The organism is Kitasatospora sp. NPDC059646 (genome assembly GCF_042734615.1).
Taxonomy (GTDB): Bacteria; Actinomycetota; Actinomycetes; order Streptomycetales; family Streptomycetaceae; genus Kitasatospora.
Window position 1 is genome coordinate 18529 of sequence record NZ_JBHWDS010000064.1, and the last position, 26748, is coordinate 45276.

Annotated in this window: 22 protein-coding genes and 1 pseudogene; 19 read left to right on the plus strand and 4 right to left on the minus strand. The window is 74.1% G+C overall.

Going from position 1 to position 26748, the window contains the following annotated elements; genetic code table 11:
* Window position 1 precedes the first annotated feature (1 nt).
* Window positions 2-274 carry a hypothetical protein gene (locus tag ACFV1L_RS31865; protein ID WP_380372579.1) on the minus strand — a complete coding sequence of 91 codons (273 nt, stop codon included), beginning with the start codon at window positions 272-274 and terminating at the stop codon, window positions 2-4.
* 232 nt (window positions 275-506) lie between these two features.
* The gene (locus tag ACFV1L_RS31870; protein WP_380372582.1) at window positions 507-1742 is read right to left on the minus strand and encodes a cytochrome P450; all 1236 of its coding nucleotides are present in this window, start codon (window positions 1740-1742) and stop codon (window positions 507-509) included.
* Between the two features lie 536 nt (window positions 1743-2278).
* Between ACFV1L_RS31870 and ACFV1L_RS31875 the strand changes: the two are divergent.
* The 5 genes and pseudogenes from ACFV1L_RS31875 to ACFV1L_RS31895 all read left to right on the plus strand — a co-directional run.
* Window positions 2279-2470 (plus strand): annotated as a pseudogene (locus tag ACFV1L_RS31875) (ATP-binding cassette domain-containing protein); the annotation flags it as partial.
* A 67-nt stretch (window positions 2471-2537) separates the two neighbouring features.
* A complete protein-coding gene (locus ACFV1L_RS31880) occupies window positions 2538-2729 on the plus strand; it encodes a hypothetical protein (RefSeq protein WP_380372635.1) in 192 nt (63 codons plus the stop codon).
* A complete protein-coding gene (locus tag ACFV1L_RS31885) occupies window positions 2723-3016 on the plus strand; it encodes a hypothetical protein (RefSeq protein WP_380372638.1) in 294 nt (97 codons plus the stop codon). Before ACFV1L_RS31880 ends, ACFV1L_RS31885 begins: the two co-directional genes overlap by 7 nt.
* Window positions 3013-3486, plus strand: a complete 474-nt coding sequence (locus tag ACFV1L_RS31890; RefSeq protein ID WP_380372585.1) for an ABC transporter permease — start codon at window positions 3013-3015, stop codon at window positions 3484-3486. The genes ACFV1L_RS31885 and ACFV1L_RS31890 overlap by 4 nt, the downstream gene beginning before the upstream one ends.
* Before the next feature lie 535 nt (window positions 3487-4021).
* Window positions 4022-4192: a hypothetical protein gene (locus tag ACFV1L_RS31895; RefSeq protein ID WP_380372588.1), complete on the plus strand. Its 171-nt coding sequence runs from the start codon at window positions 4022-4024 to the stop codon at window positions 4190-4192.
* Here ACFV1L_RS31895 and ACFV1L_RS31900 read toward each other — a convergent pair.
* On the minus strand, window positions 4189-4413 hold the full coding sequence (locus tag ACFV1L_RS31900) for a tautomerase family protein (protein ID WP_380372591.1): 225 nt from the start codon (window positions 4411-4413) through the stop codon (window positions 4189-4191). The genes ACFV1L_RS31895 and ACFV1L_RS31900 overlap by 4 nt on opposite strands.
* Before the next feature lie 11 nt (window positions 4414-4424).
* Window positions 4425-8258, minus strand: a complete 3834-nt coding sequence (locus ACFV1L_RS31905) for an amino acid adenylation domain-containing protein (RefSeq protein WP_380372594.1) — start codon at window positions 8256-8258, stop codon at window positions 4425-4427.
* Between the two features lie 319 nt (window positions 8259-8577).
* Between ACFV1L_RS31905 and ACFV1L_RS31910 the strand changes: the two genes are divergently transcribed.
* From ACFV1L_RS31910 to ACFV1L_RS31975, 14 genes are all read left to right on the plus strand, one after another.
* The gene (locus ACFV1L_RS31910; protein WP_380372597.1) at window positions 8578-8877 is read left to right on the plus strand and encodes a chorismate mutase family protein; all 300 of its coding nucleotides are present in this window, start codon (window positions 8578-8580) and stop codon (window positions 8875-8877) included.
* Complete coding sequence (pabB, locus tag ACFV1L_RS31915) at window positions 8874-10976, plus strand: aminodeoxychorismate synthase component I (protein WP_380372600.1); 2103 nt, start codon at window positions 8874-8876, stop codon at window positions 10974-10976. The genes ACFV1L_RS31910 and pabB overlap by 4 nt, the downstream gene beginning before the upstream one ends.
* Window positions 10973-11848, plus strand: coding sequence for a prephenate dehydrogenase/arogenate dehydrogenase family protein (locus ACFV1L_RS31920; protein WP_380372603.1), 876 nt, complete (start codon window positions 10973-10975; stop codon window positions 11846-11848). Before pabB ends, ACFV1L_RS31920 begins: the two co-directional genes overlap by 4 nt.
* A 17-nt stretch (window positions 11849-11865) precedes the next feature.
* Window positions 11866-13542, plus strand: a complete 1677-nt coding sequence (locus tag ACFV1L_RS31925; RefSeq protein ID WP_380372605.1) for a class I adenylate-forming enzyme family protein — start codon at window positions 11866-11868, stop codon at window positions 13540-13542.
* A complete protein-coding gene (locus tag ACFV1L_RS31930) occupies window positions 13539-14147 on the plus strand; it encodes a DsbA family protein (RefSeq protein ID WP_380372608.1) in 609 nt (202 codons plus the stop codon). The genes ACFV1L_RS31925 and ACFV1L_RS31930 overlap by 4 nt, the downstream gene beginning before the upstream one ends.
* A 95-nt stretch (window positions 14148-14242) precedes the next feature.
* The gene (locus ACFV1L_RS31935) at window positions 14243-16828 is read left to right on the plus strand and encodes an ATP-grasp domain-containing protein (RefSeq protein WP_380372611.1); all 2586 of its coding nucleotides are present in this window, start codon (window positions 14243-14245) and stop codon (window positions 16826-16828) included.
* Window positions 16825-18075, plus strand: coding sequence for an MFS transporter (locus tag ACFV1L_RS31940; RefSeq protein ID WP_380372614.1), 1251 nt, complete (start codon window positions 16825-16827; stop codon window positions 18073-18075). Before ACFV1L_RS31935 ends, ACFV1L_RS31940 begins: the two co-directional genes overlap by 4 nt.
* Complete coding sequence (locus tag ACFV1L_RS31945; RefSeq protein WP_380372617.1) at window positions 18072-19304, plus strand: ATP-grasp domain-containing protein; 1233 nt, start codon at window positions 18072-18074, stop codon at window positions 19302-19304. The genes ACFV1L_RS31940 and ACFV1L_RS31945 overlap by 4 nt, the downstream gene beginning before the upstream one ends.
* Window positions 19301-20245, plus strand: a complete 945-nt coding sequence (locus tag ACFV1L_RS31950) for a PLP-dependent cysteine synthase family protein (RefSeq protein WP_380372620.1) — start codon at window positions 19301-19303, stop codon at window positions 20243-20245. Before ACFV1L_RS31945 ends, ACFV1L_RS31950 begins: the two co-directional genes overlap by 4 nt.
* Entirely contained in the window at window positions 20242-21516 is a 1275-nt protein-coding gene (locus ACFV1L_RS31955; RefSeq protein ID WP_380372622.1) for an MFS transporter, read from the plus strand. The genes ACFV1L_RS31950 and ACFV1L_RS31955 overlap by 4 nt, the downstream gene beginning before the upstream one ends.
* A complete protein-coding gene (gene epsC, locus ACFV1L_RS31960) occupies window positions 21513-22163 on the plus strand; it encodes a serine O-acetyltransferase EpsC (RefSeq protein WP_380372625.1) in 651 nt (216 codons plus the stop codon). Before ACFV1L_RS31955 ends, epsC begins: the two co-directional genes overlap by 4 nt.
* Window positions 22156-24660 carry an ATP-grasp domain-containing protein gene (locus tag ACFV1L_RS31965; RefSeq protein ID WP_380372628.1) on the plus strand — a complete coding sequence of 835 codons (2505 nt, stop codon included), beginning with the start codon at window positions 22156-22158 and terminating at the stop codon, window positions 24658-24660. The genes epsC and ACFV1L_RS31965 overlap by 8 nt, the downstream gene beginning before the upstream one ends.
* Window positions 24657-25427 carry a hypothetical protein gene (locus ACFV1L_RS31970; RefSeq protein ID WP_380372630.1) on the plus strand — a complete coding sequence of 257 codons (771 nt, stop codon included), beginning with the start codon at window positions 24657-24659 and terminating at the stop codon, window positions 25425-25427. Before ACFV1L_RS31965 ends, ACFV1L_RS31970 begins: the two co-directional genes overlap by 4 nt.
* Complete coding sequence (locus tag ACFV1L_RS31975) at window positions 25424-26698, plus strand: acetyl-CoA carboxylase biotin carboxylase subunit family protein (RefSeq protein WP_380372632.1); 1275 nt, start codon at window positions 25424-25426, stop codon at window positions 26696-26698. The genes ACFV1L_RS31970 and ACFV1L_RS31975 overlap by 4 nt, the downstream gene beginning before the upstream one ends.
* The last annotated feature ends 50 nt before the right edge of the window (window positions 26699-26748 follow it).

A 26748-nucleotide genomic window follows, 5' to 3' on the forward strand; every position in this document is an offset into this window, starting at 1 on the left:
CTCACATCTCCTGGAAGCGGGCGAGGCGGGTGAACAGGGGGTCGTCGCCGAGCAGTTCGCGGTGGCTGCCGACGGCGGACACCCGTCCCCCGTCCGGCACGTGGATCCGGTCGGCGGTGCGGACGGTGCTCAGTCGGTGGGCGATCACCAGCCGGGAGCGGTCGAGGCCGGCGACGGCGTCGGCGACCCGCTGCCGGGTGGCGTTGTCGAGCACGGAGGTGGCCTCGGCGAGGAGCAGCACGGCGGGGTCGCGGACCAGCAGCAGGCGCTGCACCTGGCCGCCGGAGATGCCCTGCGCGTCCTCGCCGGCCCGGCGCCGCGCGCGCCCGGTGCCGCCTCGGGCGCCACGGCGTCCTGACGGTCCGTCACCGTGTTCGGCTCATCCTCGGCGTCCTGCTCGGGCTCGGCCGTGTCCTCGTCCGGCGGCTCGACGTGCCGGCTCGGGTTCCATCCGACGTCCCCCGTCGCGTCCCGGCCCGGGCCCGTCCGCCGCTCAATCCTCGCGCTCATGCCGCCGCCCCCGCGAGGGTGGCGCGCGGCGGGCAGCCGACCGGGAGTTCGCGGATGCCGCGGAAGGCGAACCGGTCGTGGCGGCGGGCGGTGGACTCGGTCGGCGTGGTGCCCGACCGGCGTACGGCGTCGGCCTCGGCGAGGCCCCTCAGGACGGCGGCGCCGGCGATCAGGGAGAGCGGGGTGCCGAGGCGGTGGTGCGGGCCGTGGCCGAAGGCCAGGTGTCGACGCTCGGGGCGGTCGGGGTCGAACCGGTCGGGGGCGGGGAAGCGTCGCGGGTCGCGGTCGGCGGCGGCGTACAGCAGCATGGCGACGCTGGCCGCCGGGACGGTGGTGTCGCCGAGGACGACCTCGCGGGCGAGTGCCCGCGCGGCGGCCCGGACGGGGCTGCCGAGGCGCCGGGCCTCGTCGAACACGGCGGCGGCCGGCGCGGGTTCGTCGCGAACCCGCCCGGCCGGTCCGGGCGCGCGGATCAACTCCCGGGCGGCGACGGCGAGTCCGGCGGTGAGCGTCTCCAGTCCGTTGGCCAGCAGCATGACCGCGAAGGCGAGCAGTTCCTCGGCGTCGAACCCGCCCTGGTCGCGGGCGGCGGCCAGCCGGGAGATCAGGTCGTCGCCGGGGCGCGCGGCCCGTTGCGCGCACAACTCCTCGACGTAGCAGCGGAACTCGGCGAACTCGGCGTCGAGCACGGCGGCTTCCGGCCCGTCGCCGAAGGGGTCGCGCAGCGAGCGGGCGACCAGCGAGGCCCAGCCGGTGATCCGGCCGTGCTCGGAGTCGGGGACGTCCAGGACGGCGCAGGAGACGGCGACCGGCAGCGGCACGGCGAGGTCGGCGACCAGCTCGAACGGGCCGGCGGCGACCAGCGGGGCCGGCAGGCGGGCGGCGGTCTCGATCCGCTCGCGCGTCTGCTCCGGCCGGCGGTGGCCGAACGCGGTGGTGGCGAGCCGCTTGAGCCGGGCGTGGTCGGCCCCGTCGCGCATCGGCAGCATCCGGTTGACCACCTTGAGCAGCGCGGTGCTGCCGGCCCGGGGCAGTCCGACGGTGGTGGGGTCGACGGTGGCGCCGGGGTGCGTCAGGACTGTGAGGATCTCCTGGTGCCCGGAGACCACGTACAGCGGGCCGAGGTCCGGGACGGGCGCCTCGGCCGGCAGCCTGCGGCAGAGCGCGGGTGGGTCCTGCTGCGCGGTGGGCTGCTGGATGAACCGCGTCAGCTCGTGCCGGAGGCTGTCCATGCCCGGCTCTCCTTCAATCCGACGGTGGGACAACGGCGTTGGGGCCGGGCGGGGTGCTGGGGCGGGCCGCCGGGGCGGGCCGCCCCCGCACAGGACCCGCATTGCTCGGCCGCGACCTCGGCGACGGCGTTCGACACCGAGCCGAAGCTCGACACCGGGCAGGCGGCGGAGAGCAGCGAGGAGACGGAGACGCCGGCGTTGACGGTGTCCAGCTCCTCGACCTCGATGTCGAACTACTCGTCCGCGTTGGTCCGGTTCTCGGCCACGGGTCTCCCTCGGTCTCGGGGCGCCGGCCCGCCGTTCGGGTCGGCCGCCCCGGTTCTCGATGGCCGCCCGGCGCTTTCCCGGTTCTGCTTCTCTCCGGTTCCGCTGTCGGCGACGACTCCACTATGGCCGGGTCCCGAATATCCGTGCAGTAGGAGATGTCAGATGCGCCGGAGCGCAAATGTCACCCCCTCGATGACATTTTTCATGTACTCCCACCTGCGGCGATGCACTGCTTGCCGATCCTCGCGGGCACCCGTCACGCCGCATTCATGGCACCTCTTTCCGAGAATTCCCCGGCCGTGGAGGCAACGGATCTTGGGAGCAGTTACGGCGACCACGAGGCGGTGCGCGGCGTCTCCTCCACCATCGCCCGGGGCGAGCTCTTCGCCCTGCTCGGCACCAACGGCGCGGGCAAGACCACCACCCCGGAGATGCTGGAGGGCCACCACCCGCCGACCTCCGGCAGCGTCCGGGGGTTCGGCCTGGACCCGTTCACGGCGGGCCCGGGTACGCCGGCGGACCGGCACGATGCTTCAGGAGGGCGACTCCTTCCGCGAGTTGACGGACCGCGAGACGGTCGACTGCCGGCGGGCGTTCACCAGCGGGGCCCGCCCCACCGCCGAGGTGCTGGCCCGGACGGGGCTGGAGCCGAGGGCCGGCACCCGGTCGGCCGGCCGGCCGACGGCAAGCGCCACCGGCCTGACCTGGCACCGGTGCTGAACGACCGCGGCGACCTGATCACCCTCCCGCTGCCGCCCGGCCGCCCGCTCGCCGCGCTCCCCGCACTGACCGGCACCGCACCGTCGCCGGCGGACGGCCGGGCGGTGTACCGGGTGCCGCGCTCGGCCCCCGCGCCGGCCGCGCTGGACGCCTGGTCGGCGGCGCAGGGCGTCGAGCCGGACGGCCTGGAGGTGCGCCCCCAGCTCGCTGGAGGACGTCTTCCTCGGCCTGGCCGCCCGCCGCCGGGAACACCGTCCGCGCCGTCGCCGGGGGGAGCCTCCCGATGAGCTGGTTCGGTTACGCCGCGGGCCCGGTCGGCCTGTCCTGGAAGGTGTTCTGGCGCAACCGGCGGTCCACGTTCATCGGGTTCCTGCTGCCGGTGCTGCTCAACCCGGTGATCGCCGCGCCGCTGCGGAACAAGGAGATCGGCGGGGCGCACGGGGCCGGGTACGTGGCGGTGGGGCTGCTCGGGCTGGCGTTGGTGACCTCGTTCGTCAACCTGCTGGGCAGCGTGGCGGCGCGCCGCGAGGAGCTGGTCCTGAAGCGGCTGCGCGGCACCGAGTGCCCGCCGAGCGCCGTCTTCGCGGGACAGCTGGGCGCGGGCGCGGCGGTGGTGCTGATCCAGGCGCTGGTGCTGGGCAGCGTCGCGGTGGGCCGGTTCGGGGCGCCGCTGCCCGCCGACCCGGGCTGCTGCTGCTCACCCTGCTGGGCGGCCACCTGCTGTTCTCGGTCCTGGCGGTGGCCCTGTCCGGGCTGACTCCGTCCACCGGGACGGCGCCGTCGGCGGCGGCCCCGGTACCGGTGCTGCGCATGTTCGGAGCGGGCGTGTTCACCCCGGTGTCCGCGCTGCCCGGCCGGCTGCACGGCCCGTCCTCGGCGCTGCCGCTGTCGCCGGTGGTCCGGGGGCTGCGCACCGCCTGGTCGGCCACGAGTTCGGCGCGGAGAGCTGGGCCGGCGGTCCGCTGCGCGAGCTGGACCTGCTGCACGGCTGGGCTTCCGCCGCCCCGTCGCTCCTGCTGGTGGCCGCCTGGCTGGCCGCTGCGGCCGCGCTCGCCCGCCGCTTCCTCCGCTGGGCGCCCCGCCGCGGCCGACCGCCCCTCCGCCCGCCCGCCCGACGTACCCGCCCTCGCCCGGGAGCCCCGGCCACGGCGGGCCGTCGGCGCCGGTGGACGTGCTTGCCGACCGGCCGCCTCACAGGCGCTGCACGCGTTCGCCACCGGGTACCGGCGGATGCTGCTGGCGCATCCGCGGGCGGTGCCGCCGCTGGCACCGAGGGCGAGGCGCTGACCGCGGTGCGGTCCGTCGCGGTGTCCGTGCTCGGCCACGCGCCGGCCCGGACCGGCACCCCGCCGGGCGCCGAGCCGGCCCCGGCGCCCGCGGGGTACTACGACCGCTGGTCCGCGACCGGCCCGGACACCTTCCTGCTGGGCCTGCGGCACCGGCCCGGTGGTGGACTCGCCTAGTAGTTGGGCTTCTTGTGCAGCAGCTCGGCGCGCTCCACGATCTCCGGCCGGTAGACGCGCTCGGTCCACTCGTCCGGGTCGACGGGCTCCAGGGCGATGGAGACGGCGTCCTCGGTGCAGCCGAGGTTCTCCTGCAGCGCGGCGGTGATCGCGGCGACCAGGCGGGCCGACTGCTCGGCGTCGACCGGGGTGGGGAAGTGCTTGATGTTGACGTGCGGCACGGCGGTTCTCCTCAGGTGCGGTCGGTGATGGCGTCGGCCAGTTCGGCCACGCCGGGTTCGCGGAGCAACCCGTAGTGGTCGCCCGTCAGTTGGCGGATCCGCGGCGGGGTGGCCGACCAGCCGGTGCTGCCCTCCAGGAAGGAGTAGTCGTCGCCGTCGGCCTTGAGGACGGTGACGGGCGCCCGGACGGTCCTGGTGCGCAGTTCGGCGAAGGTGTAATTGAACTCGTAGGTCTCCCGGACCACGGCGGTGATCCGCTCGACCAGGTCGCGGTCCAGGCCGTCGACGTGCTCGACCAGGTGGGCGACGAAGCTCTCCTCGTCGGTGGTCGCGCGCAGGCAGGCCTCCAGTTCGGGGCCGGTGACGGTGCCGGTGAAGACCGAGAACAGGATGGTCAGGTAGGACGGGTCGTCGTACGAGGCCAGGCCGGTGCTGGGGGTGCGCAGCTTCGGCGAGCCGGGGGCGATCAGCAGCAGCTGGTCGACCCGGTGGCCGGCGGCCTCCAGTTGGTGGGCGGTCTCGAAGGCGACCCGGGCGCCGAAGGAGTAGCCCCACAGCGTGTAGGGCCCTTCGGGCTGGCGGGCGGTGATGGCCTTGACGTCCTCGGCGGCCATCTCGGCGATGGTGGCGTACGGCTGTTCGCCGGCGTTGATGCCGTACGCCTGGACGCCGAGGTACGGGCGGTCGCCGTCCAGTCGGCGGGCCAGCGGGCGGAGGTTCATCGGGTAGCCGCCGAGGCCGGGCCAGCAGTACACGGGGCGGCCGGTGCGGGCGGCGCCGAGCGGGACCAGGCGGGAGGAGGAGGCGCCGCGCTGCCCGTCGACCCGGGCGGCCAGCTCCTCGATGGTCGGGCACTCGAACAGCACCTGGAGCGGCAGTGTGCAGCCGAACTCGCGGTTGATCCGGTGCACCAGGCCGACGGCGATCAGCGAGTTGCCGCCGGACTCGAAGAAGTCGTCCTGCACCGACGCGGACTGACGTCCCATCATCGTCTGCCAGAGTTCGCGGACCAGGCGTTCGGTGGTGGTGCGGGGGGCGACGAACGGGCGCTCGGCGGCGGTGAAGTCGGTCTCCGGCGAGGCTTCCAGGGCCCGCAGGTCGACCTTGCCGTTGGCGGTCAGCGGCAGCCGGTCCAGCACCACCAGCCGGTTGGGCACCATGTAGTCGGGCAGCAGCTCGACCAGGTCGGCGCGGATCATCTCGGCCGGCCCCTGCATGTGGACGCTGTCCTCGTACATGCCTTCGTGGGCGAGCTGTTCGGCGCTGACCCGGCCGCCGACGAAGAAGTACGAGGGCCCGACGGGCTGCCCGGCGGCGCTCAGCACGGCGGCCATCCGCTTGGCGGCGGGCAGGTCGTTGCCGGTCTTGGAGCTGTAGCCGGACGCCATGAAGCCGAAGCCGAGGCCGTTCTGCTGGAGTTGCTGGAGCTTGCGGCCGAGGTCCAGGTAGGAGCGCCAGGTCTCGGGTCCGCGCGCGACCACGGTGATGCCGAACGCGGCGCGTTCGTACACCCGCTGGTTGATGGCGATGACGTGCCGCTTGAGCACCAGTTCGTCGGCGATCCGCTCCAGCGCGCCGTCCTGGTACCGGTACTGACCGGCCATCAGGCCGGCTATTCGGCCGGGGTGGACCTGGAGGTACAGGTCCACCGGGACGTCGGGGCGGGCGGGGTCGAACGGGACCAGGTCGAAGGCGCCCAGGTAGTGGTCGTCGGCGGCGGCGTGCAGCCGGCGGGCCGTCCCGGGGTGGAAGGGGGCGGGGGCGACGTCCAGGCCGTGGGCGGGCAGCACCTCCTCCAGCAGGCCGACCATGTGGCCGGCCTCGATCTCCAGCACCTCCTGGACGTTGTTGCGGTAGACCGGCTCGATGGCCTGCCGGTGGCCGAGGAAGTGGAAGCGGATCCCGGGGCCGCTCCCCCGCCCGTCGGCGGCCTCGATCAGGTACAGCCGGTGCTCCACCGGGTGGTAGTACCAGTGGCCGGGCGCGAGCCCCGCGCAGCCGTCCGGGCCGCCGACCTCCAGGTACAGCTGGGTGGCGTACAGCGAGCCGGGCGAGGCGTAGCCGTACTTGGGCAGCAGCCGCTCCTCGCTGCCGTACTGGCCGAACCAGCGCAGCAGGCGGCCCAGTTCGGCGGCGTCCAGCTGCTCGGGGCGGCGCGGCGCGGCGCCGTCGGTGCGGGCGGCGAGCAGTGCCAGCAGGTCCTCGGGGCGGGTGTCGCCGCCCTCGTAGAAGCGGTAGGTCTTGCGGGCGAACACCCGTCGGCGCTGTTCGGCGGTGGGGGTGGCGCCGGGCAGGTCGACGCGGGGGCGGCCGGCCAGGTCGGCGGCGGGGCGACAGCCGGCGTCGGACAGCTGGGCGCGGACCTGGAACCGGCCGGCCTTGGAGACGTGGTGCCGGTCGTGGTTGCCCTGGTCCATCAACGCGGCTTCGCGCGGACTGAGTTCGATGCAGGCGACCAGGTTCTGGTAGCCGGTCGCCGGGTCGTCCTTGACCAGCACGGCGGCGTTGCGGACCCAGTCGTGGGCCTCGACGGCCAGCCGGATCTCGTCGAGTTCGACCCGGTAGCCGCGCAGCTTGACCTGCCGGTCCACCCGGCCGGCGAACCGGTAGCCGCCGTCGGCCTGCTGGACCAGGTCGCCGGTGCGGTAGAGCACGGCGTGGGCGGGGTCGGCGGAGAACGGGTTGGGCAGGAAGCGCTCGGCGGTCAGGTCGGGGCGGTGCAGGTAGCCGCGGGCCACCTGGACGCCGCTGATGTACAGTTCGCCGGCCGTGCCGGGGGCGACCGGCGCGAGGTGCTCGTCGAGCAGGTGGAACGCGGTGCCGTCGACGGGGTTGCCGATCGGCACTCCTGACGGGCCGTCGGCGACCGAGGACGGGTCGACGGTGCAGGCGGAGGCGTTGATGGTGCACTCGGTGGGCCCGTAGAGGTTGACCAGTTCGCACTTCGGCAGGGTCTCCACGAAGCGCTGGGCGAGCCGGCGGGGCAGCGCCTCGCCGCCGCAGAACACCTGGCTGAGCGCCTTCGCCTCGGGCAGCCGGTCGGTGTCCAGCAGGGCCTGGAGCAGCGTCGGCACGCACTGGAGGGCGGTCACCTCGTGCCGCACCAGGGTGTCGACCAGGGTCTCGGGGTCGCGGTAGGCGCCGGGCGCGGCCAGCACGGTGCGGGCGCCGACGCAGGGCGCCAGGATCTCCCACTGGGCGGCGTCGAAGCTCATCGGCGTCTTCTGCAGCACGGTGGTGGCCGGGCCCAGGCCGTACGTGCGGGCGAGCCAGCGCATCTGGTGGGCGATGCTGCGGTGCTCGACCATGACGCCCTTGGGCCGGCCGGTGCTGCCGGAGGTGTAGATGACGTACGCCAGGTCGCCGCCCCGCGGTTCGGCGGGGTCCGCGCAGGGCCCGGTGCCGGTGTCGGCCGGGGTGAGGAGGGCGGCCCCGGGCGGGGCGAGGGCGGCGAGCCGGTCGCGCAGCGCCTCCGTGGTGAGCAGCACCGGGGCCCGGGAGTCCTCGGCCATCGTGCGGATCCGCTCGTCGGGGTAGTCCGGGGAGAGCGGCAGGTAGGCGGCGCCGGCGAACAGCACGCCCCAGACGGCGACCGGCAGGTCGGCGGAGGGTTCCAGGAAGACGCCGACGCAGTCGTCGCGGCCCACCCCGAGCGCGCGCAGGCGGCCGGCCAGGGCGCGGGCGCGTTCGGTGAGCCGGGCGAAGGTCAGGGTGTCGTCCCGGTACTCGACGGCTATTTCGTCGGGTCGGATCCGGGCCTGCTCGACGAGCAGGTCGGTGAGGCACGGAACGTCGCCCGTCCCGCTTTTCGGAGTATCCGGACCGCCTGCGGTCAGGATTTCCATGACGTCCCCCGTTCGAACGGATCCGCATTCGCCAGACAGTCCGAAACTATGAGTTCAGGTCGGCGTTTTTGGCAAGGGACCGGATGGACGGATGTTCGACACTCCGCTCCGGTAGTCCGGCCGAGTCGGCCGAACGCGGAACCATCTGTCCCGTTTCGTCCTGTTGTGCACCCCTGAGTTTCGCGCACTGCGGCGATCCGAACCATCGCTGCCATGGCAACGGGCAGGGTCGGGAGGCAGAGTCGTCGCCGTGAGCGGGGCGCCGAGGGAGATTGTTCCGGCGCTTTCGAAAGGGGCAGCAAGCGGGGGAGGTAAGCCCATGCCGGACATTCCGGCCGATGCTGGACTCGAATCGCTGCGGGCAAAGCTCGACAGCATTGACGTACGTTTTCTCGAAGAACTGCGGGCCCGCATCGAAACCTGCGTGGAAATCGCGCACTACAAGCGTGAGAACGACGTCAGCATGATGCAGCCGCACCGGATCAGGATCGTCCAGGAACGCGCCGCCCGCTTCGGCGAGGAGCACGGCATCAGCCAGGACTTCCTGCGCGAGCTCTACGACCTGATCATCAAGGAGACCTGCCGGGTGGAGGACATGGTCATCGGGAGCGCCCCGTGAGAACCCTGCTGATCGACAACTACGACTCGTTCACCTACAACCTCTACCAGCTGCTCGGCGAGGTGAACGGCCTCCCGCCGACCGTGGTGAAGAACGGCGCCGACTTCTCCGAGCTCCGCTTCGAGGACTTCGACGCGATCGTGATCTCCCCCGGGCCCGGCCGGCCCGACCGGGAGCGGGACTTCGGCATCAGCCGCCGCGCGATCCTGGAGAGCGGCCTGCCGGTGCTCGGGGTCTGCCTCGGCCACCAGGGCATCTGCCACCTGTTCGGCGGCGAGGTCGTCCACGCGCCGGAGCCGATGCACGGCCGGATCTGGCCGGTCCGGCACACCGGCGCCGACATCTTCGCCGGCCTGCCCAGCCCCTACGACGTGGTCCGCTACCACTCGCTGGCGGCCGGCCGGCTGCCCGACGAGCTGGAGGCCATCGCCTGGACCGAGGACGGCGTCGTGATGGGCGTGCGCCACCGCACCCTGCCGATCTGGGGCGTCCAGTTCCACCCCGAGTCCATCAGCAGCGAGTACGGCCGCGAACTCCTCGCCAACTTCCGCGACCTGGCGCTCGCCCACCACGCCGGGAACGCCGCCGCGGCGCCCGCCGCGGCCGCCGCCCGGTCCGGGCGCTACACCGTGCACGTGCGCCGCCTGGACGTCGAGCCGGACGCCGAGGCCGCCTACCGCGAGCTGTTCGCGGCCGGCCCCACCCCGTTCTGGCTGGACAGCAGCAGCGTCATCGACGGCCTGTCCCGGTTCAGCTTCCTCGGCGACGGCTCCGGCCCGCTCGCCGAGTACGTCACCTACCGGGTGCCGGACGGCACCGTCCGGATCAACCGCCCCGGTCGGCCCGGCGACGGCGACGAGCTGGTCCAGCAGGGCTTCTTCGACTACCTGGACGAGCAGCTGCGGCTGCGCGCCGTGCCCGCCCCGGACGGCCTGCCGTTCGAGTTCAACCTCGGCTACGTCGGCTACCTCGGCTACGAGCTGAAGGCCGAGGCCGGTGCCCAGGCCGCGCACAAGGCGGAGACCCCGGACGCCGCGGTGCTGTTCGCCGACCGGCTGCTCGCCCTCGACCACGCCGAGGGCGCGGCCTGGCTGCTGGCGCTGTCCGAGGGCTCGGACGACACCGCCGCACTGGCCTGGCTGGACCGCACCGAGGCCGCCGTCCGGGCGCTGCCCCGGGCCGGCGCCGAGCCGCGCGACACCGGCACGGGCTTCCGCGGGATCGGCATGACCGACCCGGACGCCGCCCCGATCGTCGAGCAGCGCTTCGACAAGCAGGCCTACCTCGACCGGATCACCGAGAGCCTGGAGGAGATCCGCAACGGCGAGACCTACGAGGTCTGCCTGACCAACGCGGTCACCCTGAAGGCCACCGTCGACCCGCTGCGCACCTACGCCCACCTGCGGAGGATCTCGCCGGTGCCGTACGGCGCCCTGCTGGACTTCCCCGGCGTCGCGGTGCTGAGCGCCTCGCCGGAGCGGTTCATGACGATCGGCACCGACCGGGTCGCCGAGTCCAAGCCGATCAAGGGCACCCGCCCGCGCGGGGCCACCCCGGCGGAGGACGCGGCGCTGCGCGAGGACCTGCTCTCCCAGGAGAAGGACCGCGCCGAGAACCTGATGATCGTCGACCTGATCCGCAACGACCTGAACGTGGTCTGCGAGGTCGGCTCGGTGCACGTGCCCGCGCTGTTCCACGTGGAGACGTACGCGCCGGTGCACCAGCTGGTGTCGACGATCCGCGGCACCCTGCGCGAGGGCGAGTCGGCGGTCTCCTGCGTGCGGGCGGCGTTCCCCGGCGGTTCGATGACCGGCGCGCCGAAGCTGCGCACCATGGAGATCATCGACCGGCTGGAGGAGGGCGCGCGCGGCGTGTACTCCGGCTCCATCGGCTGGTTCGCGCTGAGCGGCGCGGCCGACCTGAACATCGTCATCCGCACCCTGGTGGCGACCGAGGACCGGGTCAGCTTCGGCGTCGGCGGCGCGATCATCGCGCTGTCCGACCCGGAGGAGGAGTACACCGAGACGGCCGTGAAGTCCCGGGCCGTGGTCTCCGCGGTGCTCGCCACCGCGCTGGAGCCCGCCGGGGGTCCGGCGTGATCCGGCGCTGCGTGGTGGTCGGCGGCGCCGGCGCGGTCGGCCGGCTGTTCGCCGAGCGGCTGCTGGCCGACGGCGCCCGGGTCGCGGTGATCGACACCGTCGAGCCCGGCGCGGAGCCGGCCGGCACCCACTACGTCCGCGGCGACATCACCGACCTGGGCTTCCGTCCGGCCGCCGACCTCGGCCACGCCGACCTGGTGGTGCTGGCGGTGCCCGACGCGGTCGCGCTGGCCGCCGTGCCCGGCCTGGCCGGGATGCTGCGGCCGGACGCCCTGCTGGTGGACACGCTGTCCGTGAAGCAGCCGGTCACCGCCGCGATCCGGGCCCACCTGCCCGGGGTGCAGGCGGTCGGCCTGAACCCGATGTTCGCGCCGTCGCTGGGCTTCGAGGGCCGGCCGGTGGCCGCCGTGGTGGTCAACGACGGGCCGCGGGTCGGGGCGCTGCTGGACCTGGTGGCCGGCTGGGGCGCCCGGGTGGTGCGCCTGGACGAGGCGGAGCACGACCGGCTGGCGGGCACCTCGCAGGCGCTCACCCACGCCGCGGTGCTCGGCTTCGGCGCGGCGCTGGTCCGCCTCGACACCGACCTGGGGAAGATCCGCGAGATCGCCCCTCCCCCGCACAACGCGCTGCTCGCGCTGCTCGCCCGGATCACCTCCGGCGCCCCGGCCGTGTACTGGGACGTCCAGGCGGCCAACCCGGAGGCGGCCGCGGTGCGCAAGGAACTGGCCGACGGCGTGCGCCGGGTCGCCGACCTGGTGGAACACGGATCCGAGCACGAATTCGCCGCCCTGCTGGGCGAGTTGGATGCGCAGCTCGGCGAGCACGCCCCGCACTACCGCGAGCTGTGCGCGCGGATGTTCACGTCTCTCTGACTCGGAAGGTGCCCCACATGGCAACGTTCGCCGCGACTGTCCTGACGCCGGAGCAGCGTGCGGAACTGGCCGCCGACACCACCGTCGGCGGCGGCAACCTGGTGCGGTCGGCCATCGCCGCCAACCCGCACCCGGAGCTGCCGTTCGTCCACTCCTACCGGGCGATCACCCTGACCTCGGGCGAGCAGACCCACGACCTGAGCCTGAACGACATCGACGACCTGGCGCAGTCCTGGTCGGCGTACTACCTGGCGCAGGGCGTGCAGCGCGGCGACCGGGTCGCGGTCTGGTTCGAGGACTCCTTCGCGTACTCGGTGCACTACTACGCGATCGCCCAGATCGGCGCCGTCGCGGTGCTGATCAACTCCAACGCGACCCAGCCGATCGCCCACTCGCTGCTGGAGCAGACCGCGCCGGTCGGCCTGTACGCCGACGCGGAGCGCCTGGCGCTGCTGGACCTTGCGCAGCTGCCGTCCATCGCCTGGACCCGCACCGTCGAGGAGCTGCCGGCGCCGCCGGCCGCGAAGCTCGCCGAGGGCCAGTTCTGGAACCACCACGCCGACGACCCGGTGGTGATCCTGCACTCCTCCGGCACCACCGGCCGCCCGAAGCCGACCATCCACACCCACAGCACCATCGTGGCCGGCCCGAAGTTCCGCCTGGTGGACCACACCGAGACCCCCGGCGCGCTGATGATGACCGCGCTGCCGCAGTCCCACCTGGGCTGCGTCGCGTACACCACGTACGCGGTGCTGGGCGGCACCCCGATCGTCGCGCTCAGCGACCGCAAGGGCGACGAACTGGCCGCCGCGGTGGAGAAGTTCAAGCCGACCTCGGTGATGTCGTTCTCGCACGGCTACGCCGAGCTGGCGTCGGCCGAGCTGAAGCCGGGTCAGCTGGACTCGGTGCACGTGTGGGTGTCGATCGGCGACGCCGTGCACCGCGCGCACATCGACAAGGTGCTGTCGAACCGCAGCGCCGAGCTGCCGCCGTCGGCGTTCTACGACCGGCTCGGCACCACCGAGCTGGGCTGGGGCTGCCTGCTGCAGGTCCACACCCTGGACAGCAAGCCGGCCAACCGCTGCGCCGGCAAGCCGGTCGGCGTCGCCGAGGTGGCGATCCTGCGCAACGACGGCACCCTGGCCGACGCCAACGAGGTCGGCCACCTGGCCGCCCGCGGCCCGGCGGTGACGCCCGGCTACTGGGGCGACTCGGCGACCACCTACTCGTTCAAGCTGGCCGGCTACTGGATGCCCGGCGACATGGCGTACCGGGACGAGAACGGCGACTTCTACCTGGTGGACCGGGCGGCGGACGCCATCCACACCACCCACGGGACCGGCTACTCGGTCTTCATGGAGGAGGTCGTGCTGCTGGAGGTCCCCGAGGTCGACGACGTCGCGGTGGTGGCCGGCCGGGACGGCGAGACCGTGGTTCCGGTCGCGGTCGTGACCGCCTCCGGCGACGCCGAGCCGGCGAAGCTGCTGGTGCGGGCGAACGAGGCGCTGCGCGCCGCCGGGCACCCCGAGCTGGGCTTCCTGGAGATCGCCTCCTCCGACGCGGACTTCCCGGTGGGAGTTACCGGAAAGGTCCTGAAGCGGCAGCTGCGCGAGAAGTACGCTTCGCTGTCCGACTACCGTCAGACGGCAGAAGGCAAGTCCTTCGCCGCAGTTGAGACCGGAGACGCCGCGTGAGCACCACCGCGAAGGTCGATTTCTACTTCGACCCGGCCTGCCCCTTCGCCTGGATCACCTCCCGCTGGATCCTTGAGGTCCAGCAGCTCCGGGACCTGGACCTCAGGTTCCGCGTCATGAGCCTGTACGTGCTGAACGAGAACCGCGAACTCCCGGACTGGTACCGGGACCTGGTGGACCGTTCGCTGTCCCTCACCCGGATCTGCACCGCCGCCGCGGCGCAGCACGGCGAGGAGGTGCTCCCGGCGCTGTACACGGCCATGGGCACCCGCATCCACAAGGACGGCAACAAGGACTTCCCGGTCGTCGCCGCCGAGGCCCTCGCCGAGGTCGGCCTGCCCGCGGAGCTGCTGGCCGCGGCCGACAGCGACCAGTGGGACGAGGCGCTGCGCAAGAGCCACCACGAGGGCATGGACCCGGTCGGCGAGGACGTCGGCACGCCGACCATCCACATCGACGGGGTGGCGTTCTTCGGGCCGGTCCTGAACTCGATCCCGCGCGGCGAGCAGGCCGCCGCCATCTTCGACGGGGCCCGGGCGCTCGCCAACTACCCGGACTTCTTCGAGCTGAAGCGCACCCGCACCGGGAAGCTCAACTTCGACTGAGCCGACCCGCTGCACCCCTTGTTGAAAACGGACCGCTCCCGCCTGCCCGGCGGGAGCGGTTCGCACCCATGCGGACGGACGGACACAACACTCTGATGGACACTCAGCCGGCTCCGGGGCAACGTCCGGACGCTTTCATCCTCACCGGGTCGTTCCTGGTGGTCTGCCGGGCGCCGCTCTACTTGGAGGAGCTGGCCCGCCGCGGCCTCAAGATCCTGCTGATCACCCCCTCGTACTGGCGCGAGGACGCGCTGGCCGCCGCCGAGGACCCGACCCACCCCGCGTACGTGATCGACGACGTGGCGTTCGTGGACGGCGACGTGAGCCGGGAGAACTCGTACCTGCCGGGCGTGATCTCGGCGGCCCGCCGCTGGCGCGAGCAGTACCGGATCGTCGGCGCGTACGCGGTCGGCGAGACCCAGGTGGAGCCGACCGGCCTGCTCACCGACGCGCTCGGCCTGCGCACCCCCGGCCTGCGGGCCACCCGGGCGTGCCGCAGCAAGTACCTCCAGCGCTGGTACCTGCCGGAGTTCAGCCCGGTGTCGGTGACCGTCCCCGCCGACGCCCGCGACGGCTTCGACCCGGCCGCCGTCCGCTACCCCGTCGTGGTCAAGCCGGCCAGCCGGCACTCGAGTTCCGGCGTGGAGACGGTCACCGGGCCGGAGCCGCTGCTGGAGCTGCTGCGCTCCTACCCGGAGCACGAGACGGTGCTGGTCGAGGAGAAGGTCGAGGGCCAGGAGTACTCGGTGGAGAGCCTGGTGCAGGGCGGGCGGATCGTGTTCGCCTCCGCCACCCGCAAGGCCACCACCGACGCGCACGCCAACACCTTCGTCGAGCTGTCGCACACCGTCCCCAGCGACCGCCCCGACGCCGACCCGGTGCTGCTGGACGCCAACCGGCGGATGCTGGAGGCCCTCGACTTCCAGGACGGCGTCGCGCACGCCGAGTGGCGGATCGGCCCCGACGGCCGCGCCTACCTGATGGAGGTCGCCGCCCGCACCCCCGGCGACGGCCTGTGCACGCTGTACGAACTCGCCACCGGCGCACCGCTGGAGCCGGAGATCGTCCGGATCGCGCTCGGCGAGCCGGCGTCCTACCCGAAGCCCTCCCGGGTCGCCCGCCAGGTCTACCTGGAGCACGCCCCCGGCGTGCTCGCCGACGTGCGGGTGCAGGGCTTCGACGTGGAGCCCGCGTGGATCGGCGAGGGCGGCCTGTGGCCCGCGCTCAAGCCGTCCGCGCCCGCCGACCCGCCGACCCTGCGCGCCGTCCTGGTGCACCACGACCGGGGCACCGCACTCGGCCCGCTGCGCAGCTCCGAGGACCGCGCCGTCTCGTTCTTCATCGACGCCCCGACCGTCGCCGAACTGGACGCGCTGGAGGCCCGGGTGCGCCGCGCCATCACCGTGCACACGGTGCCCGCCGTGCCCGACGGCGTCACCCACGTGCTGGTCGGCTACAGCCCCGTCATGCTGGCCAAGCTCGACGAGCAGCTGCCCGCCGACTCGGTGCTGGTGCTGGAGGAGCCCGCCGTCATCGAGGCCCGCGGCATCACCGCGCTCGCCGAGCGGCACCGCTGCGTGGCCGCGCTGTTCCCGGCGCCCAGCCAGGACGAGGCCGGCGCGGACCGGATCGCCGAGGCGGTGCCCCGCCCGCCGGCGGTGCGCGCCGTCGTCCCGGTGGTCGAGTACGGCGTGGTGGCCGCCGCCGCGCTCGCCGACGCCTGGGGCCTGCCCGGCGCCGGGCCGGCCGCCGCCCGGGTGCTGCGCGACAAGGGTGCGCTGCGCACCGCCGTGGCCGGCAGCGGCATCGCCCAGCCCGAGTGGGCGGTGGTCGAGTCCGCCGAGCAGGTCGCCGCGTTCCGGGCCGCGCACGGCGGCAACTGCGTCCTCAAGCCCGCCAACCGGCAGGCCAGCCTGGGCGTGCGGCTGCTCGGCCCGGCCGACGACGTCGACGCGGCGTGGGCGCACACCACGGCCGCCGACGAGCCCGCGCTGCGCGCCCAGTACGCCGACACCGCCCGGTTCCTGGTGGAGCAGCGGCTGACCGGCCCCGAGGTGAGCGTCGAGGCCGTCGTCCACGAGGGCGAGGTCGGCTTCACCAACATCACCGCCAAGCTGGTGCAGGACACCGGCCACCCGGTGGAGACCGGCCACACCGTGCCCGCCGACCTGCCGTCCGCGACCGCGGACGCGCTGCGCGAGGCGATCGCCGTGCTGGCCCGGGCCGTCGGCTTCCGCTCCGGCGTGCTGCACTCGGAGTGGATCCTGGTCGACGGCGTCCCGCACCTGGTCGAGTGCGCCGGCCGGCTCCCCGGCGGCGGCATCACCATCCTGATCGACCTGACGTACGACACCGACATCCTGGCCAACCTGCTGCGGGTGCTCACCGGCGACGGCCCGGTCGGCCCGCTGCCGGCCCGGCGGGGCGCGGCGGTGCGGTTCCTGATCGCCCGTCCGGGCGTGGTGGAGTCCGTCACCGGCACCGAGCGGGCGCAGGCCGCGCCGGGCGTCGCCGAACTGCACCTGTCCGTCGAACCGGGCGCGACCGTCCGCACCACCGTCAGCTCCTGGGAGCGGGCCGGACTGGTCGTCACCACCGGCGCGGACGCCGCCGAGGCGGGCCGCCGCGCCGAGCACGCGCTGTCGCTGATCGACATACGCACCGCCGGGGGCGAGCGGTGAAGCTGCCCTCGCCGAAGGAGTACGTGCCGGCCACCCCGGCCGGCCGGTCCTTCGCCGTCACCTCGCTGATCAACGCCATCGGCACCGGCCTGTACCTGGCCGGCTCGGCGGTGTTCTTCGTCCGCTCGGTCGGCCTGACGAACGCCCAGGTCGGCCTCGGCCTGGCGGTCTCCGGCGTGGTCGGCTTCCTCACCACGGTGCCGATCGGCGCGCTCGCCGACCGGTTCGGCGCCAAGCCGACGCTGGTCCTGCTGCAGCTGTGGCGGGCCGGCGGGTTCGTGGCGCTGGCCTTCGCCGAGGGCATGGTGAGCTTCACGGTGGTCTCCTGCTGCCTGGCGGCGGCGGAGGCCGCCACCCAGCCGATGACCCAGGCGGTCGCCTCGGCGACCACCGAGGGCACCGACCGCACCCGCACCATGGCGATCGTCCGCACGGTGCGCAACTTCGGCTTCTCGCTGGGCGCGCTGCTGGCCGCGCCGCTGCTCGCCGCCGACCGGGTGTGGACCTACCGGGGCATCGTGCTGGGCACCGCCGCGGCGTTCGTGCTGTCCGCCGCGATGCTGTCGCGGGTGCGGACCGCCACCGCCGCGACGGTGCAGAAGAAGGTCGGCCCGCTGACCGCGCTGCGCGACTTCCGCGACTGGCGCTACCTGCTGCTGACCGCCGTCAACGGCGTGCTCAACCTGCACACCACCATCCTGTCGGTCGGCCTGTCGCTGTGGGCGCTGCAGGCCACCCACGTGTCGGCCGGGTTCCTGCCGGTGCTGATCCTGGTCAACACGGTCATGTCGATCGTGCTGCAGGTGCCGATCTCCCGGCTGGTGGACCGCGAGGGCGGCGCCGAACGGGCCCTGCTGCTCGGCGGGTTGGCGCTCACCGCGTGCTGCCTGGCGCTGGCCCTGGCGAAGGCGCCGTCCTCGGCGCTGGTCGCCGGGGCGGTGCTGCTGGCCGCGTGCGTGCTGCTGACCTTCGGCGAGATGTGGCAGGCCGTCGGCGGCTGGGAGCTCAGCTACGAGTTCGCGCCCGAGGACAGCAAGGGCGTGCACCTGTCGGTGTTCAGCCTCGGCGGCACCGGTCAGCGGATCGTCGGCCCGGCGCTGCTCACCTCCGTGGTGATCGCGGCCGGGCCCGCCGGGTGGATCGGTCTGGCGGTGGTGTTCTGCGCCGCCGGCCTGCTGGTCGCACCCGTCACCCGGATGCTGCGGCACCAGTCCGCGCCCGTTCCCGTGGAGGAGGTGGCGTCGTGAGCGCCCCCAAGGACCTGTTGGTGGTCGGCGTCGGCGTGATGGGCCGGCCCTACCTGGAGGCGGCGGCCCGGCTCGGCCTGCGGGTCCGCGCCGTGGAGGCCGCGGCCGGCTGGGACTCCCGGCCGACCGACCTGGCCGAGACGTTCTACCGGGTCGACGGACACCAGGAGGAGGACTGGGCGGCCGCGGTCGCGCAGGCCGTCGCCGAGCGCGTCCCGGACGGCCTGGTCGCGTTCGCCGAGCCGCACGTGCTGGCCGGCGCGCTCGCCCAGGACCGGCTGGGCCTGCCCGGCCCGTCGCTGCACGCCGCGGTGATCTCCCGCAACAAGGCGCTGCAGCGCGCCACGTTCGCCGCGCACGGCGTCCGCCAGCCCGAGCACCTGCTGGTGCCGGACGTCGCCGAGGCCCGCGACTGGATGCTGGAGCGGCTGCCCGTGGTGGTCAAGCCGCTGACCCGGGCCGGCAGCGAGGGCGTCGAGCTGGTCCGCACCGCCGAGGAGGCGGCCGAGGTGGTCGCCCGGCGCACCGGCGAGGGCAAGGTGCTGGTCGAGGAGGCCATCCAGGGGCCGGAGTTCAGCTGGGAGGCGCTGGTCCGCGACGGCGAGGTGCTGTTCGAGAACGTCACCGCCAAGGAGACCACCGCCCCGCCGTACTTCGTCGAACTCGCCCACCGCTGCGCGCACGTCTTCGACGACGCGGAACTCGCCGCGCAGGTGCACGAGTTGACCCGCGGCGTGCTGACCGCGGTGGGGATGCGGACCGGGCTGGTGCACCTCGAGTTCAAGGTGGACGCCAGGGGCCCCGCGCTGATGGAGATCGCCGTCCGCACCCCGGGCGACTACCTGCCCGACGCGATCGGCCTCGCCTACGGCTTCGACCTGTACGAGGCGGTGGTCCGGCTCGCGCTCGGCCTGCCGGTGGAGGAGCTGGTCCGCCGCGAGCCGGTCGGCCGGTCGGCCACCGTCTTCCCGACCGCCGCGCCCGGCACGATCACCGCGATCACCGGCGTCGAGCAGACCGCGGCCCACCCGTCGGTGGTCCGGGTCCGGCTCCGCAAGAAGGCCGGCGACACCGTCCGCCCGCTGACCTCCTCCTCGCAGCGGATGGGGCACGTGCTGGTGAACGCCCCGTCCCCGACCGAGCGCGAGGACGCGCTGAAGCACGTCCGCGAGACCCTCTCCATCGTCACCGAGCAGAGCGCCACCGACCGGGCGGAGGGCACCCGATGAGCGACCGACGGCCCGCAGGGATCGCCTCCTCCTTCGAGGACCTGGTCGGCAACACGCCGCTGCTGCGCCTGGCCCTGGACGGCCTGCCGGCGGAGGCCACCGTGCTGGCCAAGCTGGAGGCCGCCAACCCGCTGTCCAGCATCAAGGACCGCCCGGCGCTGCACATGTTCCGGGCCGCCGTGGAGTCCGGCGAACTGCTGCCCGGGGCCACCGTCATCGAGTCGACGTCCGGCAACACCGGCATCGCGCTGGCCGCGATCTGCGCCGCCCGCCGCCACCCGTGCCTGATCGTGCTGCCCGAGAACGCCTCCCGGGAGCGGGTCCTGACGCTGCGGATGCTCGGCGCGACGGTCGAGTTCACCGACCCGGCGCTGGGCTTCGCGGGCTGCGTGGAGCGCGCCGAGAAGCTGCACGCCGAGATCCCCGGCTCCTGGTACGCCCGGCAGCACGAGAACCCGGCCAACGTCCGCGCCCACTACGAGACCACCGGCCCGGAGATCTGGCGCGACACCGGCGGGAAGGTCGACGTGCTGGTGTGCGGCGTCGGCACCGGCGGCACCCTCACCGGCATCGCGCACTACCTGCGCGAGCGGAACCCGGCGCTGCACGTGGTCGCCGTCGAGCCGGAGGGCTCGCCGCTGCTGTCCGGCGGCGAGCCGGGCCCGCACCGGATCCCCGGCCTGAACGGCGGCTTCATCAGCCCCGTCACCGACCGCGACTGCATCGACGAGGTGGTCGTGGTGTCCGACGCGGACGCCGCCGCCACCACCCGGGAGATCGCCGCCGCCACCGGCCTGCTGGTCGGCGTCTCGGCCGGCGCCGCCGCCCACGGCTGCCGCGAACTCGCCCGCCGGCGCGACCTGTCCGGCGCCACCGTGGTCACCGTCTTCCCCGACAGCGGGGAGCGCTACCTCAGCTGGTGGCCGGAGGAGGAGGGGTGAACTTCCGTGCGCTGCACCGGAATCTGAAGCTGCGCATCGGGGTCGGCTTCTTCCAGCGGTTCTTCGACATCATGCTCGTCCCGCTGATGGTCATCCACTTCTCCCGGCTGTACGGCGCGGCCACCGCCGGCCTGATGACGCTGCTGGTCGCGGTCGCCACGGTGGCCTGCAACCTGGTCGGCGGGCACCTGTCCGACGTGTACGGCCGCCGCCGGGTGCTGATGACCGGCGAGATCGGCGTCTGCCTGTCGTACGTCGGGCTGGCGCTGGTCAACTCGCCGCTGCTGCACTCCGGTTGGGCGACCTACCTGCTGTACCTGGGCGCCACCTGCATGGCCGGCATCGCGCTGCCCGCGAACGAGGCGATGATCGTCGACGTCGCGACCCCGGAGAGCCGCACCGCCGTCTACACGATCAACTACTGGGTGATCAACGTCGCCTTCATGCTCGGCTCGCTGGTCGGCGGCTTCCTGTACGACGGCTACTTCTTCCAGCTGCTGGCCGCGGCCGCCGTCGCCACCGGCGGCATCTTCCTGGTGACCTTCCTGGCGCTGTCGGAGACCGCGCCGCCGGAGGCCGCGCAGAACCCGCGCGGGGTGCGGCCGGCGCTGCTCGGCTACCTGTCGGTGGCCCGCGACCGGGTGTTCCTGCGGCTGGTGCTGGCGGCGCTGCTGGTGTGGTGCGTGGAGGTGCAGATCTCCTCCTACCTGGCGGTCCGGCTGGGCTCCGACTTCCCCCGCCAGCAGCTGCTGTCGGTGGGCTCCTGGCAGGTCACCGTCGACGGCGTGAACGTGCTGGGCATCCTGCGGGCCGTCAACACCCTGCTGGTGGTGGTCTGCGGACTGTGGGTCGGCAAGCTGCTCGGCCGGCTCGGCGACCGGCTGCGGCTGATCGCCGGCGTGGTGGTCTTCACCGCCGGGTACATCGCCTGGGCGCTGGGCGACAACGCCTGGCTGATGATCGGCGCGGCCGTGGTGGTCACCCTCGGCGAGCTGATGAACCAGCCCGTCAACCAGTCCCTGGTGGCGGCCCTGGTGCCCGCCGAGTCCCGCACCAAGTACATGGCCGCGTACGGGCTGCACGTCCGGCTCGGCTACCTGGTCGGCTCGCTGTCGGTGATCCTCGGCTCGTTCGTCGACTCCTGGGTGATGGCCCTGCTGTACGCCGCGTTCGGCGCCACCGCGATCCAGCTGTACCGGTACCTGTTCCGGGTGCAGGACGCCCGGGCCGCCGCCGCGCCGGCCGGGGAGCCGGCCGGGGCCGCCGCATGACACCCCGCGGGCCGCTGCCCCGGCTGCGCGCCGCCCTGCGCGGGGTCCGCGAGACGCTGGACGTGGTGGTGGCCCGCGACCCGTCGGTGCACAGCCGCGGCGAGGCGCTGCTGCACCCCACCGCGCTGACCCTGGCCGGCCACCGGATCGCCCACGCGCTGTACCTGCGCCGGCACCGGATCGCGGCACGGCTGGTGTCCGCCGTCGCCAAGGTGCTCACCGGCGGCATCGAGATCCACCCCGGCGCCACCATCGGCCGGCGCTTCTTCATCGACCACGGCAGCGGCACCGTGATCGGCGAGACCGCGCAGATCGGCGACGACGTCTCGCTGTTCCACCAGGTGACGCTGGGCTCGCTCGGCTGGTGGCACGACCGGGCCCGGTCCGACCGGGGCGCCCGCCGCCACCCGCGGCTCGGCGACGGCGTCACCGTCGGCGCGGGCGCCACCCTGCTCGGGCCGATCACCGTCGGCGACGGTGCGCTGATCGGCGCCCGCGCCCTGGTGATGGACGACGTGCCCAAGGGCGGCCGGGCCCTGGCCGCCCGCTCCTGCGCCGACGGCCCCTCCCCGGCCGGGCCGTCCGCCCGGCCCACCGACGACACCACTGCCCCGAACGCCACGAAAGGGATGGCCCGCCGTGATTGAGCGAGCAGCGCCCGCGAACAACCGGCTGCTGATGGTGCAGCCGTACACGCAGTTCGTAGAGAAAGCGGTCTCCCTCGGATTCGAAGTGTGGTCGATCTGGGATCCGACGCTGCAGCCGGCCTCCTATCTCGCGGGCGTCGAGAAGGCGTCGACGGCGATGCTGTGGACGGACTTCTCCGACCAGGACGGGCTGCGCCGGCTGGTCCGGGAGACCGCCCTCGCGCACGACGTCGGCTGCATCCTGCACCTCGGCGAGGAGGCCACCATGGTCGCCGTCGCCGAGGAGGCGCAGGCCCTCGGGCTGGCCGTGAACCCGCCGCGGGCGCTGCGGCTGCTGAACGACAAGGCGGCGCTGCGCGAGCTGCTCGCCGAGCACGGCCTGTCGCCGGTGCGCACCGCGCTCGCCGCCGGCCCGGACGAGGTGCCGGCCGTGCTGGAGGCGTTCGGCCTGCCCGCCGTGGTGAAGCCGACCCGCCTGCAGGGCAGCGCGGCCGTCCGGCTGGTCGCCGGGCCGGACGACCTGGCGCAGTGGCAGCAGGAGGTCGCCGCGTTCTCCTACCGGGGCCCGGTGCTGGTCGAGGAGTTCCTCGACGGCCCGGAGTTCAGCGTGGAGACGCTCAGCTGCGAGGGCAGCCACCTGGTGGTCGGCATCACCGCCAAGCGCAAGACGCCCGCGCCGTCGTTCGTGGAGACCGGGCACGTCTTCCCCGCGCCGCTGCCGTCCGCCGACGCCGCGGCGATCGGCGGGCTGGTCACCGCGCTGCTGGACGCCGCCGGCTACCGGTTCGGCCCGGCGCACACCGAGGTGATCCTGACGGCCGACGGGCCGCGCGTGGTGGAGTCGCAGGCCCGCCTGGGCGGCGACCGGATCCCGGCGCTGATCCGGCTCGCCACCGGCTTCGACATCGAGGGGGCGATCTTCGACCTGCTGGTGGGCGGCCGCGCCGAGCCCGCCGCGCCGACCCGGGCCGCCGCCGTCTCGTACTTCGCCCTGGAGCCGGGCACGGTCACCCGGGTGGACGGCCTGGAGCGGCTCGCCGCGCTGGAGCACGTGCACGAGCTGCGGTTCCCGTTCGCGGTCGGCGACGTGCTGCCGCGCACCCGGCACTCCAGCACCCGGCACGGCCACCTGATCGTGGCCGCCGGCACCGCCGAGGAGGCCGAACGACTGGCTGCCGAGTCCAAGGAGTTGCTGCACGTGGAGACCGGTTCCGACGTCCTGAACGCGGTGCACGCCGCGCCCGCCGCGCCGATGCGCCCGGAGCGCACCCTGCTGCTGATCGGCCACCAGACCGAGCCGGTCCGCATCGCCAAGGAGCTCGGCCTGAACGTGGTGCTGATCCAGCACAAGGAGAAGTTCCAGCCGGAGCAGGCCGAACTCGCCGACGTCACGCTGATCGCCGACTTCACCGACTGGTCGGTGCTGGAGCCGCTGGCCCGGGCCGCCCACGCCATCTGGAAGTTCTCCGCCGCGCTGTCGCTGACCGAGCCCGGCCTGGAGCCGGCCGGCCGGATCAACGACCTGTTCGGCCTCGGCGGCACCGGCCACGAGCCGGCCCGGCTGCTGCGCGACAAGCTCGCCATGCGCCGCCACCTGGCGGCCGTCGGCGCGCCCACGGTGGCCGCCGAGCCGCTCACCGACCGGGACTCGCTGGCCGCGTTCGGCGCCGCCCACGGCTACCCGTTCGTGGTCAAGCCGGTCGACCTGACCGCCGGCTTCGCGCTGTTCATGGTGGCCGGCCCCGAGGACGTCGACGGCGTGTGGGAGCGGATCGGCGCGGCCCGCCGCACCGGCATGGACCGCGGCTCCACGATGTACGCCGTCACCGAGTTCCTGATGGAGCAGTACATCGACGGCCCCGAGTTCAGCATCGAGGGCTTCAGCTTCGACGGGCACCACACCGTGGTCGCGATCACCGAGAAGCTCACCGGCGGCGACCACTTCGTGGAGCTCGGCCACGCCCAGCCGGCCCGGCTGGACGCCGTCGACGAGGAGCGGATCACGGCGGCCGTCGCCGAGTTCCTGGACGCCGTCGGCATCAAGGACGGCCCCAGCCACACCGAGCTGCGGCTCAGCTCGCGCGGCCCGCTGATCATCGAGGGCCACAACCGGCTCGGCGGCGACCACATCCCCGACCTGGTGCAGGCCTCGTACGGCATCGACCTGACCCGGTACGCGCTGGCCTGGCCGTTCGGCCTGGTCGAGCCGCTGACGGAGCGTCCGAAGGCGATCGGGGCGGGCTGCGTGCGCGGCATCGTGGGCCGGCCCGGCCGGGTCGCGGAGATCACCGGCGCGGACGAGCTGCGCGCCCACCCGGCGGTGCTGGCCCTCGACCTGGCGGCCCGGCCCGGCTCGGTGATCCGCCCGATCCAGGACAACTGGGACCGGCTCGGCCTGCTGGCCGTCTCCGCCGCCGACACCGACGCGGCGGTCGCGCTCTGCGAGGAGCTGCTCCGGGACGGGCTGACGGTGCGGATCGAGGACGTGGCCCGATGACGCTGGTCGTGCTGGACCCGGACGGCCGGTACGCCGCCGCCTGCCCCGCCGCGCTGGCCGACGCCGGGCAGGACCTGTGGCTGGTCACCGGCGCGGCCGGGCCCCGCCCGGGCTTCGCGCAGGTCACCGTGGTGGAGCGGTACGAGCACGGCGCCGCCGTCGAACTGGCGGTGCTGGACGCCGCCGCCCGCACCGAGGTGCGGGCGCTGATCGCGCTCGACCCGGTGGACCAGGTCCGGGCGGCCGGCCTGCGCGAGCACCTCGGCCTGCCCGGCCAGCGCCCGGCCGCGGCGCAGGCGCTCGCCGACCCGATCACGGCCGGCGGGCTGCTGGCCGCGGCCGGGATCGCCACCACGCCGCGCGAGGAGGTCCGGCGGATCGCCGACCTGTACCTGTGGGCGCACCGCTGGGGCTACCCGCTGACGGTCCGCCGGCGGCTGGCCGCCGGGCACCCGGTGCTGGCCGAGCTCGCCGACGAGGCGGCGCTGCGGGCCGCGGTGGCGGGCGGCCTGCTGCCGTACGACCCGGCGCAGGTCGCGGCGCTGACCGTGGAGCCGCCGCCGGCCGGCCCGGTGGAGCTCGCGGACGGCGCGGCGCTCGCCGGCGCGCTGCCCGCCGACCCCGGCCACCCGTGCACGGTGGAGACCGTCCGCGCCCCGGACGGCGGCCGTCCGGTGCACACCGTCCGCTACGACCCGGCGGCCCGCCCGGTGCGCGAACTGCTGCGCGCGCAGGCCGGGCTGGATCTCCTGGAGGTGTCCCGATGACCGTGCTGGTGCTGCACCACCGGGGTTCGCTGGCCGGCACCCCGTACCACGAGTGGCTGGCGGACCACCCCGGCGACGTGCTGCTGATCGCCTCCCGGGAGCACCTGGCGCTGGTCTCCGAGCAGCTGCCGCCGGAGGGCGGGGCGTACCTGCGCACCGCGGCCGTGGACGACTACGAGACCGGCGGCCACCTGGAGGCGCAGGCCCTGGACTGGGCGCGCGAGCACCCCGTCACGCACGTGATCGCCTGTCAGGAACGGGACCTGGAGCGGGCCGCCGAGCTGCGCGAGGTGCTCGGCCTGCCGGGCCAGCGGATGGACACCGTGCTGCCGTACCGGGACAAGGCGGTGATGAAGCGGCTGGCCGAGGCCGCCGGCCTGGCCGTCGCCCCGTACACCGAGGCGCGCTGCGCGACCGACCTGCTGGCCTTCGCCGAACGGCACGGCTTCCCGCTGGTGCTGAAGCCGAAGGACAGCGCCGGCTCGGTCGGCCTGCACATCCTGGACTCCCGCGAGGAGCTGGACGCCTACCTGGCCGACGGCTTCGACCTGTACGGCCCGAACCTGCCGAACCTGCTGGCCGAGGCGTTCGTGCCGGGGAAGATGTGCCACGTCGACGGCCTGGTGGTGGACGGGCGGACGGTGTTCGCCTGGCCCTCGCAGTACCAGTACGCGCTGGCCTCGTACCGGACCGACACCGGCGGCCGGCTGGACCTGACGCTGGACGTGGACGACCCGCTGACCGGCCGGCTGCTGGAGTTCACCGAGCGGACCCTGGCGGCGCTCGGCGGCCCGGAGAGCTTCGCCTTCCACCTGGAGGTGTTCCACACGCCGGACGACGAGCTGGTGCTGTGCGAGATCGCCTGCCGCACCGGCGGTGCGGCGATCCGCGACATCGTCCGGCTGATGTTCGGCGTGGACCCCAGCGAGGCGTGGGTGCGCGCCCAGCTGGGCCTGCCGCTGCCGGAGTGGCTGGGCGCGGAGAAGCGCACGCCGGAGCGGATGGTGGGCCAGCTGGTGCTGATGAAGCGGCCCGGCCGGGTGGTGCGGGTGCCGGACGGGCCGCCGGACTTCCCCTGGGTGGAGAAGTTCCAGGTGTTCGTGGAGCCCGGGCAGACCATGGCGACGGCCGCGTTCTCCTCGGACTTCCTGCTCACCGCCCTGGTGTCCGGCGCGGACCGGGCCGAGTGCGAGAGCCGCCTGCGGATCCTGGAGGGGTGGTTCCTGGGCGAACTGGAGCTGGCCCCCGCGGCGGAGCCGCGGGAGGCCTGAGCGGCCCTCTCCCCCACGGGCGCGCGGCCCGGTCGGCGCTGGATGCCGTC